The following is a 14,208-nucleotide window of genomic DNA, read 5'->3' on the forward strand; positions in this document are numbered from 1 at the left end:
GTTCACATATTTGTTGCTCTAAAAACCCGGGAGAAAGACATTTTCTCTTTTTCTTATGGAAACCACTACTAACAAACGTATTATAAATTTAGACTCAGGAATGTCAGAAACTGCGCAATCAGTTTGGAATAACTGCCTTACTTTCATTAAAGATAATATTACACCACAGGCGTATAAAACTTGGTTTGAACCTATCAAGGCAGTGAAACTTTCAGACAGCGCCTTAAGCATTCAGGTACCGTCAAAATTTTTCTACGAGTGGCTTGAGGAGCACTATGTTAAACTTCTTAAAGTTTCGTTAAATAGAGTGCTGGGAGACCAGGCAAAACTGGTGTATGTCATAAGAATGGAAAATACTTACGGAAACAAACAACCTTTTACAGAAAAGATACCAAGTACCAACCGTTCTAATGTTGCTTCGCAGGAAGTTGATGTTCCTATTAAGAACAAAAACCCTGAATTAAAAAACCCGTTCATCATTCCCGGAATAAGGAATGTAAAGATCGAATCCCAACTTAACCCGAGCTATAACTTTGACAACTTTTTAGAAGGGGATTCGAACAGGCTGGCAAGATCTGCCGGGTTGGCGGTAGCTAACAAACCGGGGGAAACTTCCTTTAACCCTTTGCTTATTTTTGGCGGCGTTGGTTTGGGAAAGACGCACCTCGCACATTCTATAGGGATTGAAATTAAAGACAAGTATCCCGAGAAGACAGTTCTTTATATTTCTGCGGAAAAATTCACGCAGCAGTATATAGAATCTGTAAAGAAGAATAACCGTAATGATTTTATACATTTCTATCAGATCATTGACGTATTGATAGTAGATGACATTCAGTTGCTTTCGGGGAAAGCCGGAACTCAGGATGTTTTCTTCCATATTTTTAACCACCTTCATCAAAACCGAAAGCAGGTTATTCTTACCAGTGACAAGGCTCCGGTAGACATGCAGGATATTGAACAACGACTACTTTCTCGTTTTAAGTGGGGGCTTTCAGCCGAATTACAACATCCTGATACGGAAACAAGAGTACAAATCATTAAAAGTAAACTCTATCGTGACGGTGTAGAAATGCCCGAGGAGATCGTGGAATTCCTTGCCAACAATATCAAGACCAATATTCGTGAACTGGAGGGAGCAATAATCTCTTTAATAGCCCATTCCTCTTTCAATAAGAAGGATATTACGCTTGAGCTGGCAAAGAAGATCGTTGATAACTACGTTAAGAACACCAAGCGCGAAGTTTCTATAGATTATATTCAAAAGGTGGTGAGCGAATACTTCCAGATGGATGTGGAAACCCTACAATCAAAAACGCGTAAAAGACACATTGTGCAGGCGCGCCAACTGGCGATGTTCTTTGCAAAAAAGTTCACTAAAGCTTCTTTGGCAAGTATAGGTTCTCAAATTGGAAAAAGGGATCACGCCACCGTTTTGCATGCCTGCAAAACCGTTGACAATTTAGCTTCAACCGACAAACAATTTCAGAAATTTGTTGAGGATATCAACAAAAAACTAACCTTGTAATATGAAAACCCGGATCCTGATGGTGTGCCTTGGAAACATTTGCAGGTCACCCCTGGCCGAAGGCATTCTAAAATCTAAAGTTGATGCTGAAAAAGTTTTTGTCGATTCGGCAGGAACAAGCAACTATCATGTAGATGACTGCCCCGACCCAAGATCGGTAGATATTGCCAGGGAAAATAATCTCGACATTAGAGCACAACGGGGTCGGCAATTTTCACCAGAAGATTTCGACAATTTTGACAGGATCTATGTAATGGATATGTCAAATTATCACGACGTAATTTCCCTTGCCCGAAATGAGCAGGATAAAGAGAAGGTTTCACTCATTCTTAATGAGGTCTTTCCCGGAGAGAATGTGGAAGTTCCCGATCCTTATCACGGTGGTGCCAACGGATTCAAAAAAGTTTACGATATGCTGGATGAAGCCTGCACGATCATAGCTGAAAAACACCAATAGATTGAGCTCTCCCTTCTCCTATTCCGGAAAATTATATTTGCTACCCACCACTCTGGGTGACAATGAACCTCTTGAAGTTTTACCGGCCACAGTGCAACATCAGGTAGAACGCCTTGACATTTTTATTGCAGAAAATGAAAAGACCGCCCGCAGGGCAATAAAGAAATTAGTTCCCGGTAAATCTCAGCCTTCACTTCAGTTTTTCATATTAAACAAACATACCGATCCTGCCGAGGTTTCAGGTTTTTTGGAAGCCTGCAAAACAGGTAAAGATGTGGGTTTGTTAAGTGAAGCAGGTTGCCCCGGAGTTGCAGACCCCGGTGCCGAAGTGGTAAAAATAGCTCACAGGGAAGGCATACAGGTAGTCCCGATGGTGGGCCCCTCCTCTATTCTTCTGGCCATGATGGCCTCAGGAATGAATGGTCAAAACTTTGCTTTTAACGGTTATCTTCCTATTGATAAGGCTGCCAGAAAGGGAGAAATTAAAAACCTGGAAAAGATCTCTCATGAGAAGAACCAGGCGCAGTCTTTTATTGAAACTCCTTACCGGAACAATAAAATGCTGGAAGACCTCACTCAGGTACTGCATCCCGGCACCCGTATTTGCATCGCCTGTGATCTTACTTTACCAACAGAATTTATAGTGACCAAAACTGCTGCAGATTGGCGTAAAACAAAAGTGGACCTTCATAAAAGGCCCACTATCTTTATATTACAGAAGGATTATTAACCTTCGCTTGCCGGTCTGGCACTACGAAAGAAGTATCAAAACCTTCAAATTTCTTAAAGTAATATTTTATAGAAGTTCCAAAACCATCGCTAAAACTGTTGGCTCCATTGCTTCTTAAAAATTTCTTGACATTACCGGGGCCTGCAAGGTGCGCTGCCGCCAGGATGCCAGATTCGGTTATCCTGATCCCGTTCACCACCTGATTCTGGAATTTTGCAATATCCTTACGTAAAATCCATTTGTTACGAGAAGAATTTGCGTAAAAAGCAGCTTCCTGAAGATCGGGGGAATTAAGGAAAAGGTTGGTGTCTTTAATTCCGATTAATTTTAGGGTACCTCTTCCAAACTGGTATTTTCCCATGTAGCCAAATTCATTGATGACCTTGTAATCACCACCCGACTCTTTAAAGCCCATGGCTTCCTTAAAAGCTACGTAAGATTTCCCTAACTGCGGATAAGACCTAAGCTGCGGATCAAATACTGTAACATCTGGTGTATGGGGAACGTCAAAATTCAGTTCCTCATTTACTGTCTTGAATTCTTCAAGAACAGCAGCATCAAAATCCTTGGTTTTGTTGGTGGAAAAGCTATAAAAAAATATAGATGCTCCTACAACCGGTAATACTGAAAATTTTGCAACTTTCTTCTTCATCCTTTTTGTTTTTGCTCAAGTAAATCATGAAGATTTCCTCGAAACGGCCGACAAATGTACTACATTTTTTAATAACCTAATTATCAGCCTGTTAAACTTACTGAGAGCATTTTTTTCTCAGCTGACCGGTTAAAGGCATAGAACGTGCCAAAAAGGGTTTTATTGTGGGGAGATTTTCCTAAATATTGCTGTTTACCTGTTGATCTTCTGCTTATTGATCCATTGAACATAGGCCCGTTTATTGGCGTTGTGCTGCGACAGGGTCTTTGCGAACTTGTGGTAACCAAAATTCTCCACATCGGCCACGAAATAGAAGTAGTCGTGATCTTCATGGTTCAGCACCGCATCTATTGAAGAAATGTCAGGCATGGTTATAGGCCCGGGAGGCAGTTCTTTATATTTATAGGTATTATAAGGAGAGTCAAGAGTAAGATCGGCATAAAGGACCCTTTTTATAATGGTATCGAAATTCTGCAGCCTGTCTTTTAAGGCGTAGATCACAGTTGGGTCGGCTTCAAGTTTCCAGCCTTTCTCAATTCGGTTCATGTAGACCCCGGCAACCTTTGGCCGTTCGTCTACTTTGGCTGTCTCTTTTTGCACGATAGAAGCAACCACCATCACCTGGTGCGGAGTGAGCCCAATCTCTTCGGCCCTTGCCAGTCTTTTTTCTGTCCAGAAACGGTCGTACTCTTCTTTCATCCGCTCCCTAAATTCGACAGCCGAAGTATTCCAGAAGAACTGATACTTATTTGGAATGTACATGGCAATCGCATTTCTTCCTTCAAAACCAGAATGTGTCAAAAATGCCGAATCTCTCATGCTTTCCAGAAGCTGTGTACTATCGGCTTCTATTTGGGCTGCGATCCTTCCGGCAAGATCTTCAAGTCGTTCCTGGTTATTGAAGGTTACCCACACCGGCTCGTTTGTACTGCGAAGGGTATTTACAATCTCGTTGTTGTTCATGCCTTTCTTCAGAATAAATCTTCCGGCCTTCACATTATTGATATAGCCTTTTTTCTGTGCAACCAGGTCAAATTCTTCGCTATCTTCAAGATAAGGCTTCAGCAGCTCTCTTACTTCAGCATAAGTTGCGCCTGTAGGCACGTATACCTGGGCAGTTTCTTCAGAAAAAGCAGTGTTAGGAGAAAAGATAACGTCATAGACGTACCAGGAGAATGCTGCCAGACCCAGGATGCCAAAAAGGGCAATTATTAATAAGATTTTTTTGATATACATTAGTTGATCAATTGATAGGTAATTTCATCTTTATATTCTCCCTCTACCAAATTCCAGTCCTTTTTTCTGGCAGTGAGTAAAAATCCGGCTTTTTCAAAGAGCAGCCTACTCGAAGTATTATCACAGCCTACGTTAACATAGACCTGGTGCAGGCCCAGGTGTGTAAAGCAATATTTACAAACCAGTTCTAACGCCTGGGTGCCATATCCTTTTTTCCGGTTTTTCCTGTTAATAATAAGGATACCAAGGGCAGCACGACGGTTCCTGGGGTCAAAGTCAAAAATATCTATAAGCCCCACAGCTTCCGAAGCGTTATCACAAATGACCAGCCTCAACTGTTTAACATCGTAAATATCGCGATGAGAATTTTCAAGATATTGTTTAAGCACATAGCGGGAAAAAGGAACGCTGGTGGCGCTCACCTCCCAGAATTCTTCATTGTTCTCTACTTCAAAGAGCAAATCGAGATCTTCGGGCTCTAAAGCTCTCAAAAAAACCTGTTCCCCCTGAAGTGTTAACATGTTATTTCTCCTTTAAAGACCTGTTGTGCAGGCCCGGTTAGCCAAACATCACTGTAACTGCCACCCCTAGGCGTAAAACGAACGCTAAGTTCACCCCCCGGCGTTTTTAACTCTACTTTATTTGAAGATATTCTTCCGGAGTGATAGGCGGCGATAGCGACAGCTGTAACCCCCGTACCGCAGGAAAGAGTTTCATCTTCCACTCCCCTCTCATACGTACGCACTTTTAAAGTTGACTCATCCAGAGATGAAGAGAAATTTACATTGGTGCCTCCCTTAGCCTCATATTCTGGTGAATACCTTACGGCAGCTCCTTCTTGTTTGACATTAATCTGGTCTACTTCTTCTGAAAAAATGACATGATGCGGGGAGCCTGTATTAAGGAAAAGAGCATTGCCAATTTCAGAAACCCCTTCAACATCCATCATTTTAAGTCCCACCTTTTCATCTTCTATTACAGCTTCATGAAATCCATCTATTGCAGTAAATGCCGCCCTGTCTGAAATAATTCCTAAATATTTCGCAAACGCTACAAGACACCTGCCGCCGTTACCACACATACTACTTTCGTTGCCATCGGCGTTGAAGTACACCATCTTAAAATCATCCTGCGAATTTTCTGAATTTTCAAGGAGAATGAGACCGTCTGCACCAATGCCAAATTTGCGATCACAAAGCCGTCTTATCAATTTGGTATCATTTTTGGATAAAACCGATGTACGGTTATCTACCATAATAAAATCGTTTCCCGTACCCTGGTATTTATAAAAATTCAGCTTCATCTGGATTATTTTTCAGGGGTCAAAGATACAATAATAGAAAAAACGGGCATGATTAACACACGGGCTTATTACGGAAGGTAACTGCTAAAAAAAAGAATTTTTCTACAAATACTAAAACACATATTAAATATGAAAAGATTTGCCAGTTTTCTCATGATCTCTGTTTTAAGCGGCGTTCTAACTCTTGCCGGATACTTGCTTTTCATTGATAAAGACAACGTCTTAGTCGAAGCAAATACGGGCATCCCTGCCTATACTCCGGTAAAAATGAATTCACTTCCTACAGGTACTAATGCAGATTTTACTGAAGCAGCCAATGAATCGGTGAACGCTGTAGTTCACGTAAAAAACGTAGCAACAGTAAGAAGGTCACCCTTCTCTTCGAGCACTACACAAGCCTTACAGGGCACAGGAAGTGGAGTGATTATTTCTCCCGATGGTTACATTGTAACTAACAACCACGTGATACAGAATGCCACCCAGCTTCAGGTTACCCTTAACAATAACCAGAATTATATGGCCGAAGTGATAGGGACCGATCCAAAATCGGATATCGCTTTACTGAAGATAGATGCAGAAGACCTTCATTACCTTCCCTTCGGAAATTCTGACAATGCACAGATTGGAGAATGGGTGTTGGCAGTAGGAAACCCCTTTAACCTTACCTCTACCGTTACTGCAGGAATAATTTCAGCAAAATCAAGAGACCTGGGAATGGATTCTAACATATCTTCTTTTATCCAGACTGATGCCGCAGTAAACCCAGGAAACAGTGGTGGTGCGCTGGTAAACATCAATGGAGAATTGATTGGTATCAATACCGCCATCACCTCTCAAACCGGGACTTATGTTGGGTATGCTTTTGCTGTACCTTCAAATAATGCCAGAAAAATAGTAGAAGACCTTATTGAGTATGGGGATGTACAGCAGGGTATCTTGGGAATACGTGGCGTACAGGCTGCTAATCTTCCCGGAGAATATAATATTGAAATTTCTGAAGGAGTTTACGTAGACCAGGTGGAAGCAGGAAGCGGTGCAGCAAAAGCAGGAATTCGATCAGGTGATGTTATCACCAGGTTAGATAATGTAAAGATCAGTAAATTCTCAGATCTAATTGGTTATATAGGGTCAAAAAGGCCAGACGATGTGGTAACAGTACAGGTGATTCGCGATGGAGATCCAAAAGAATTTGATGTGACCCTTACAAAATATGAGGTTTATCAAATCAAAGCCATTGGCCTTGAAGTTACCAACGCCAGTACCGATGAACTAAAGCAAAGAAAAGTAGCCAACGGGGTAAAGATCACAAGAGGACTCACTCCCCAAATGCAGAATGAACAGCTTTATGGTACAATAATCACAGCCATTGATAACATTGAAGTGCGGGATATTAAAGATGTTGAAAAGATCATGGCACAAAGATCTCCGGGGCAACCCATCTCTGTAACCTTTGTAACTCCCGATGGGGAAAAACAAAAATACGTTTGGAGATAACCTGCCAAAAATGGCAAAAATTGAATCCTTTTCGGAAATCTTTCTGAAGCTATTTCCAGATCTGGGGAGTCGATAATTAAATATATATAACAAAAATGAGGCTTATGATGGGCCTCATTTTTTTGTTCAAAATGCTTTACGAAAACGTTTGAAATCTATATTTTTGCCGCAGTTTAAAAAACAACACTAACAAAAAAATGAACTCTAACGAAGTTTACGAAAAAGAATTAGCCTTTCAGGCAGATCGGCGAAGGGCAGCAGTACAATTCATTAAGACAGTGAGTGATTTGTGGTATGACAAGTCTATTGAACTTGTTTTATTCAGAAACCAGTTGATAGATCGCAATGTGAGCGACATTTTAGACCTGCACGAGTATGCCGGTGAATTTGTACAAAAGCCAATTTCTATTTTTGATTCGGTTGAAATCGCCGAAGCCATTCAAAGGCTGGATTTTCCACCTGCCAAGCTCGACATTGGAAAAATGACCTATGAATACCACCTGGAAGACCAGAAATATTCGAATGCCACTGCCTTTGTTTCGGCTAAACTAAAAGATGCAAAAAAGGGAGACGAACTTACCCCGAAAGATGTTGTACTCTATGGCTTTGGACGTATAGGCAGGCTGGTTGCCAGGGAACTCATGACCCGCACTGGCAAAGGCAGCCAACTTAGGCTTAGAGCCATTGTCACCCGCGGAAAGATCGATGAGACTGTACTTGAAAAAAGGGCCAGTCTTCTCAAAAATGACTCTGTGCACGGAGATTTTTCCGGAACCGTATCCTACAATTCAGAAAAGAAGTGTCTTATAATTAATGGCACTACTGTACATATGATCTCAGCCAATGAACCCGAAGAGATAGACTATACTGCTTATGGCATTAAAGATGCCCTGATAATTGATAATACCGGCGCGTTTAGAGATCAGGAGGCACTCAGCAGGCACCTCACTTCTAAGGGAGCTTCAAAAGTATTGCTCACAGCGCCTGGGAAAGGAATTCCTAATATAGTTCACGGCGTAAACCATAAGGAATACAGCCCCGATGAAGTTTCGATATTCTCAGCGGCCTCCTGTACCACCAATGCCATTACACCTGTTCTTAAAGCAGTTCAGGATGATTTAGGCGTTGTAAAAGGACATCTTGAAACCATACATGCCTATACCAACGACCAGAACCTGGTTGACAATATGCACAGGAAGTACAGAAGAGGAAGGGCAGCTGCATTAAATATGGTGATCACTGAAACCGGTGCAGGAAAAGCCGTTTCAAAAGCCTTACCTGTATTTGAAGGTAAACTTACCTCGAATGCCATACGTGTTCCGGTTCCCAATGGATCACTCGCTATACTCAACCTGGAGGTGGAAACCGAAACTTCACCGGAAGAAGTAAATGAGATCCTCAAAAAATATGCTTTAGAAGGAGAAATGGTTGAACAGATCAAATATTCTATAGAAAACGAACTGGTTTCTACAGATATAGTGGGATCTGCCCAGCCTTCAATATACGACAGCAACGCCACCATAGTTTCAGGCGATGGTAAGAATATCGTATTATATGTTTGGTACGACAACGAATACGGGTATAGCCACCAGGTAATACGCCTTGCAAAATACATTGCCAAGGTTAGAAGGTTCACCTATTATTAATAGGGGTTTAATTAGTGATGGGAACCCGTTGCCAATGGCTACGGGTTTTTTTCTGCCTTTTATTTCTGAAGGATTCCAAAATTCACCTTTTTTGAGAAGAATGAATTTAATAGAAATTCTTCTGAAGTTGCCACTAAAAGCCTGAATGAGAACTGAAGAAATTAACTAAAAATTTGTAGAAGGACAGCAGAGCCAGGCAGTTATTATTCTTTAATTTTGCCACTGCTTTTTTTTCGGCCTGCTTAAATACAGGAAGTTAATGAGAAAAAAAATTAAACTATTATCAACAATATCATTTTTAGGTGTTCGTTGTGATAATGACCAAGAAATAATACCTGCTATGAAAAAAATTTTATTCACTTTTATTCTATTAACTGCTACAGTCGCAGTAGCCCAGACACCCGGCGAAGCCACTATTGCTGAAAAATTCCAGGAACTGATTACCAGTTCCAACAACTTTAAAGGTTATAAGGTTGTGGATACAGACCAGCTTACAACGCTACAGGAGCTAACTTCAAACAGAATTATTGAACTTAAGGAAGAAATAGCTTCTTCAAAAGAAGCTTTGAAATCCCGGGATGCTAAAATTGCCACTCTCGAGGCTGAACTGGAAAACCTCAAAGAGCAGCTTGCCACTTTAAGCGCTGAAAAAGATGAAATAGCTGTGCTGGGAATGTCCCTTAGTAAAGCCACTTATAATACTTTGATGTGGAGTATTGTTGGTGTGCTGGTACTAGCACTGGCTTTATTTGTAGTGAGATTCAAAAAGAGTCACATTCACACAGCCGAAGCCCGGAAAAATTTAGCCGAAGTAGAAAAAGAGTTCGATGCCTACCGTGCAAAATCTCTCGAAAAAGAGCAAAGACTGGGAAGACTGCTACAAGATGAAAAGAACAAACAGCTTAAAGTCGCAAAGTAGAAACAAATATTCTTGAGGTTTAACTAAATTTGCGGGCTGTGAATTCCTTTCAGCCCAAATTCCCATTCCATGCGATTTGATATTATTACCGTAGTTCCCGAAATTCTTACCAGCCCTTTTGAAGCTTCTATATTAAAAAGAGCAATTGAAAAAGGTCATGTAGAAATTCACCTGCACAACTTACGTGATTACGTAACCGATAATTATAAACAAATAGATGATTATCAATTTGGAGGGGGCGCCGGGATGGTGATGATGATAGAACCCATAGATAAATGCATAACAGCTTTGAAAGCAGAAAGGGATTATGACGAAGTCATTTATATGACGCCCGATGGAGAAACGCTGAAGCAAGGTATAGCCAATGAGCTCTCCCTAAAGGAAAATGTCATTATTCTTTGCGGTCACTATAAAGGAGTAGATCAACGCGTGCGGGAGCATTTTGTTACCCGGGAGATCTCTATTGGTGACTACGTACTTTCGGGCGGAGAATTAGGGGCCGCTGTGCTGTGCGATTCCATTATTCGCCTGCTACCAGGAGTTCTGGGCAATGAAACCTCTGCACTTACCGATTCCTTTCAGGACAATTTACTGGCGCCTCCAATTTATACCCGGCCAGCAGATTATAATGGCTGGAAAGTACCAGAAATTCTCACTTCAGGCAATACGCCAAAGATTGAAGAATGGCGCGAAGAACAGGCCTACGCCCGCACCTTGGCCCTGAGACCTGACTTATTGAGTGACGACGAAAAATAAATGAGCCATTAGTTTTTAGAATCACAAAATTTATTACTTTTGCACACGTTCTGAACCAACCTCTGGCGATACCCGTGAATGTTGCTTTAGACTTTATTTTTAAACCATTAGAAATATGGAATCCTTAATTAAATTTGTACAAGACGAATTTGTAACAAAAAAAGATTTCCCTGATTTTTCAGCCGGAGATACTATTACTGTTTATTACGAAATTACTGAAGGTCAAAAAACCAGAACTCAGTTCTTCCGTGGAGTTGTGATCCAAAAGAGAGGATCTGGAGCTTCTCAAACTTTTACTATTCGTAAAATGAGTGGTACTGTTGGTGTTGAACGTATTTTCCCGCTCAACCTGCCTGCTCTTCAGAAAATCGAGATCAACAAGCGTGGTAAAGTTCGTAGAGCAAGAATCTACTACTTTAGAGAACTTACTGGTAAAAAAGCTCGAATTAAAGAAAGAAGAAGATAATCTTTCAATATATTACTTGAAAAAGCCTCATTTATTGAGGCTTTTTTGTTAAATAAATATTTCACTTATTTTTATAAACAATTAAGGCTTAGATATTTGCATATAAATATTTTCTTTCGTAAATTTAATACAGAGATTTAAGTCAAAGAATGTCGCCAGGAATTCTTCTTAAACTCATGTAGAGTAAAATCTTTACATAAGTTTTTGCCATTTTGAATAACAATATGCCAGACATAGTTGGTTAAATTTGGTAAAAACGTTTTGGATGATTTACACACACTCTTTTGGGAAATGTAAGTCATCTTGATGAAATAACAACTTGCTTGTGAAATATAGATTTCACTTGAGAAGGTAAAAGTTCAGCAAAGAATTGTTATTTCATTAGAGCCATTTCATTATGAAAATAGTGAAATGGCTTTTTTTTGCACTTTTTATGCCTTTCTTCCATACTATCTTAACCTTTGCACCTGTGAAATAAGCTTGAAAAATGCTAAATTGCACACTCTTGATCTAAAATAAAATTTTCCAATATGTCAAAGACAACCAGAATTATTTATACCAAAACCGATGAGGCTCCAGCCCTCGCAACATATTCCCTACTCCCCATTGTAGAGGCCTTCACAAAACCGGCCAATGTTGAGCTCGAAACAAGAGACATCTCCCTGGCAGGAAGAATTCTTTCCCAGTTTCCTGAAAGACTCAAGGAAGACCAAAAAGTTTCTGATGATCTTGCCGAATTAGGTGAGCTTGCCAAACAACCTGAAGCTAATATTATCAAGTTACCAAACATTAGTGCTTCTATTCCGCAGTTAAAGACTGCTATAAAGGAATTACAGGAGAAAGGCTATGACCTACCTAATTATCCTGATGAACCAGCAACAGATGAAGAAAAAGAAATTCAGGCAAAATACGATAAGGTAAAAGGTAGTGCAGTTAATCCTGTGTTGCGTGAAGGAAATTCTGATCGTCGCGCCCCAAAGGCCGTGAAAAACTACGCCAAAAAGCATCCACACTCCATGGGCGATTGGGCAAAAGACTCTAAGAGCCATGTGGCTACCATGAGCAAAGATGATTTTAGACACAATGAGAAGTCTGTCACTCTTGACGAAGCTACCACTGTAAATATTCAGCTTAAAACGGCATCTGGAGATACTACAATTCTCAAGAAAGACCTAAAGCTTAAAAAAGGGGAAATTATTGACGGAACTTTTATGAGCAAAAAAGCCCTCATTAAGTTCCTTGAAGAACAGGTTAAAGATGCCAAAGAGAAAGGAGTTTTATTCTCCTTACACATGAAGGCTACTATGATGAAGGTATCAGACCCTATTATTTTTGGTCATGCCGTAAAGGTTTTCTTTAAAGACATTTTTGAAGAGTACGGCACTGAACTACAAGAAGCAGGAGCCGATCCTAATAGTGGTCTTGGTGATGTTTTAAGTGCTATCAATAATCTTCCTGAAGAAAAAAGAAACGAGATTAATTCTAAGATCGAACAGGATATCAAAGATGGCCCAGACCTGGCCATGGTTAATTCCGACAAGGGAATTACTAACCTGCACGTGCCAAGTGACGTGATCATTGATGCATCTATGCCGGCAATGATAAGAACTTCAGGAAAAATGTGGAATGCTGAAGGTAACCCACAGGATACCAAAGCTGTAATCCCCGACAGTAGTTATGCAGGTCTTTACGAGACTACCATCCAGTTCTGTAAAGAACATGGAGCCTTTGATCCAACAACGATGGGAACAGTTCCAAACGTAGGACTCATGGCTCAAAAAGCCGAAGAATACGGTTCTCACGACAAAACTTTTGAAATGAAGGAAGCCGGGCAGGTACAAATTGTTACTGAAGCCGGAAAAGTTCTCATGGAACACAACGTTGAAAAAGGGGACATTTGGAGAGCCTGCCAAACTAAAGATGCGCCGGTTCAGGATTGGGTGAAACTTGCAGTAAGCCGCGCCCGTGCTACCGGTTCGCCTGCAGTTTTCTGGTTGGATGAAGATCGTGCACACGACGCAGAGATTATTAAAAAAGTGGAACTCTATTTAAAAGATCAAGATACCGAAGGCCTGGAGATCAAAATAATGTCTGTTGAAGACGCTACCCGTTGCACCCTTGAGCGTGTAAAGGCCGGAAAAGATACTATTTCTGTAACCGGAAATGTTCTTAGGGATTATCTAACAGATCTCTTCCCTATCCTTGAGTTGGGTACAAGTGCCAAAATGTTGTCTATCGTTCCTCTTATGAACGGCGGTGGTTTATTTGAAACAGGCGCCGGAGGTTCAGCTCCAAAGCACGTGCAGCAATTTGTGGAAGAAGGCCACCTGCGCTGGGATTCTTTGGGAGAATTCCTTGCACTGGCTGTTTCCCTCGAGCATTTGGGTGAAAAATACAATAATAAGAGAGCTTTAGTTCTTGCCAACGCTCTTGATAAGGCTACGGAAGAATTTTTAGAAAAAGATAAATCTCCATCAAGAAAAGTCAATGAACTTGATAACAGGGGGAGCCACTTTTATTTGGCTCTCTACTGGGCCGAAGCCTTAGCTGAACAGGAAGAAGACCAGGAGCTAAAAGCACATTTTAAAGAGGTGAGCACGAAGCTTCAGGAGAACGAAAAGCAAATTTTACAGGAATTGATTGATGCACAAGGCTCAGCGGTAGATATCGGAGGATATTACCAACCCGAAGAGGAGAAAGTAACTTCAGCAATGCGACCAAGCGAAACGCTTAACAGCATTCTGCAGGGAGCGTAATCTTCTCTTGTAATTTTGATGAGAGGCTGTCTTAAAAGCTGCTATACATTATTCTGAATATACTTCGGAATCTATTAAATCTGAACTTCAGAAATAATAGAAACTAAACCGATTCCAGATTGATAAAAGTTTAGCCTTTAAGTCAGCCTCTTTTATTTTACAGAAGATCACCTTTAGATCAGGTGTCAAAAATGGCATTTTTGACACCTGATCTAATTTATTTGATATGAAGCACGTGTGTAATCTCCTGTGCATTTCTTCGGAA

General features: G+C 40.8%; 13 protein-coding genes. 9 read left to right on the top strand and 4 right to left on the bottom strand.

Annotated elements, in window-relative coordinates:
* Positions 1-100: 100 nt before the first annotated feature.
* From dnaA to VS868_RS00015, 3 genes are read left to right on the top strand one after another with little or no spacing between them, the layout of a single operon-like run.
* Positions 101-1,528: a chromosomal replication initiator protein DnaA gene (gene dnaA, locus VS868_RS00005; protein ID WP_265163680.1), complete on the top strand. Its 1,428-nt coding sequence runs from the start codon at positions 101-103 to the stop codon at positions 1,526-1,528.
* 1 nt (position 1,529) lies between these two features.
* Positions 1,530-1,985: a low molecular weight protein-tyrosine-phosphatase gene (locus VS868_RS00010; RefSeq protein WP_345598754.1), complete on the top strand. Its 456-nt coding sequence runs from the start codon at positions 1,530-1,532 to the stop codon at positions 1,983-1,985.
* Position 1,986: 1 nt separating this feature from the next.
* Entirely contained in the window at positions 1,987-2,715 is a 729-nt protein-coding gene (locus VS868_RS00015) for an SAM-dependent methyltransferase (RefSeq protein WP_345598755.1), read from the top strand.
* On the opposite strand, the gene VS868_RS00020 is transcribed toward VS868_RS00015, so the two are convergent.
* The 4 genes from VS868_RS00020 to dapF form a co-directional block, all read right to left on the bottom strand.
* Positions 2,693-3,367: a peptidoglycan-binding protein LysM gene (locus VS868_RS00020; protein ID WP_345598756.1), complete on the bottom strand. Its 675-nt coding sequence runs from the start codon at positions 3,365-3,367 to the stop codon at positions 2,693-2,695. The two genes, VS868_RS00015 and VS868_RS00020, sit on opposite strands and share 23 nt — an antisense overlap.
* 192 nt (positions 3,368-3,559) lie before the next feature.
* Positions 3,560-4,603, bottom strand: coding sequence for an endolytic transglycosylase MltG (gene mltG / locus VS868_RS00025; protein WP_345598757.1), 1,044 nt, complete (start codon positions 4,601-4,603; stop codon positions 3,560-3,562).
* Complete coding sequence (locus tag VS868_RS00030) at positions 4,603-5,124, bottom strand: GNAT family N-acetyltransferase (protein ID WP_345598758.1); 522 nt, start codon at positions 5,122-5,124, stop codon at positions 4,603-4,605. Before VS868_RS00030 ends, mltG begins: the two co-directional genes overlap by 1 nt.
* Entirely contained in the window at positions 5,118-5,906 is a 789-nt protein-coding gene (gene dapF / locus VS868_RS00035; protein WP_345598759.1) for a diaminopimelate epimerase, read from the bottom strand. Before dapF ends, VS868_RS00030 begins: the two co-directional genes overlap by 7 nt.
* 129 nt (positions 5,907-6,035) lie before the next feature.
* Between dapF and VS868_RS00040 the strand changes: the two genes are divergently transcribed.
* From VS868_RS00040 to VS868_RS00065, 6 genes are all read left to right on the top strand, one after another.
* The gene (locus tag VS868_RS00040; protein WP_345598760.1) at positions 6,036-7,400 is read left to right on the top strand and encodes a trypsin-like peptidase domain-containing protein; all 1,365 of its coding nucleotides are present in this window, start codon (positions 6,036-6,038) and stop codon (positions 7,398-7,400) included.
* Positions 7,401-7,597: 197 nt separating this feature from the next.
* A complete protein-coding gene (locus VS868_RS00045; RefSeq protein WP_345598761.1) occupies positions 7,598-9,046 on the top strand; it encodes a glyceraldehyde-3-phosphate dehydrogenase in 1,449 nt (482 codons plus the stop codon).
* Positions 9,047-9,386: 340 nt separating this feature from the next.
* Positions 9,387-9,965, top strand: coding sequence for a hypothetical protein (locus VS868_RS00050; RefSeq protein WP_345598762.1), 579 nt, complete (start codon positions 9,387-9,389; stop codon positions 9,963-9,965).
* A gap of 69 nt (positions 9,966-10,034) precedes the next feature.
* Complete coding sequence (gene trmD, locus VS868_RS00055; RefSeq protein ID WP_345598763.1) at positions 10,035-10,721, top strand: tRNA (guanosine(37)-N1)-methyltransferase TrmD; 687 nt, start codon at positions 10,035-10,037, stop codon at positions 10,719-10,721.
* Between the two features lie 115 nt (positions 10,722-10,836).
* Entirely contained in the window at positions 10,837-11,187 is a 351-nt protein-coding gene (gene rplS / locus VS868_RS00060) for a 50S ribosomal protein L19 (protein WP_345598764.1), read from the top strand.
* A gap of 530 nt (positions 11,188-11,717) precedes the next feature.
* The gene (locus tag VS868_RS00065) at positions 11,718-13,943 is read left to right on the top strand and encodes an NADP-dependent isocitrate dehydrogenase (protein WP_345598765.1); all 2,226 of its coding nucleotides are present in this window, start codon (positions 11,718-11,720) and stop codon (positions 13,941-13,943) included.
* Positions 13,944-14,208: the final 265 nt, after the last annotated feature.

This window comes from Salinimicrobium sp. 3283s (assembly GCF_039602225.1).
Classification (GTDB): Bacteria; Bacteroidota; Bacteroidia; order Flavobacteriales; family Flavobacteriaceae; genus Salinimicrobium; species Salinimicrobium profundisediminis.

Coding starts and splice junctions, on each gene's coding strand:
- VS868_RS00020 (WP_345598756.1), bottom strand. CDS start 3,367: ATGAAGAAGAAAGTTGCAAAATTTTCAGTATTACCGGTTGTAGGAGCA.
- trmD (WP_345598763.1), top strand. CDS start 10,035: ATGCGATTTGATATTATTACCGTAGTTCCCGAAATTCTTACCAGCCCT.
- rplS (WP_345598764.1), top strand. CDS start 10,837: ATGGAATCCTTAATTAAATTTGTACAAGACGAATTTGTAACAAAAAAA.
- VS868_RS00040 (WP_345598760.1), top strand. CDS start 6,036: ATGAAAAGATTTGCCAGTTTTCTCATGATCTCTGTTTTAAGCGGCGTT.
- VS868_RS00045 (WP_345598761.1), top strand. CDS start 7,598: ATGAACTCTAACGAAGTTTACGAAAAAGAATTAGCCTTTCAGGCAGAT.
- VS868_RS00050 (WP_345598762.1), top strand. CDS start 9,387: ATGAAAAAAATTTTATTCACTTTTATTCTATTAACTGCTACAGTCGCA.
- VS868_RS00030 (WP_345598758.1), bottom strand. CDS start 5,124: ATGTTAACACTTCAGGGGGAACAGGTTTTTTTGAGAGCTTTAGAGCCC.
- dapF (WP_345598759.1), bottom strand. CDS start 5,906: ATGAAGCTGAATTTTTATAAATACCAGGGTACGGGAAACGATTTTATT.
- mltG (WP_345598757.1), bottom strand. CDS start 4,603: ATGTATATCAAAAAAATCTTATTAATAATTGCCCTTTTTGGCATCCTG.
- VS868_RS00065 (WP_345598765.1), top strand. CDS start 11,718: ATGTCAAAGACAACCAGAATTATTTATACCAAAACCGATGAGGCTCCA.
- VS868_RS00010 (WP_345598754.1), top strand. CDS start 1,530: ATGAAAACCCGGATCCTGATGGTGTGCCTTGGAAACATTTGCAGGTCA.
- dnaA (WP_265163680.1), top strand. CDS start 101: ATGTCAGAAACTGCGCAATCAGTTTGGAATAACTGCCTTACTTTCATT.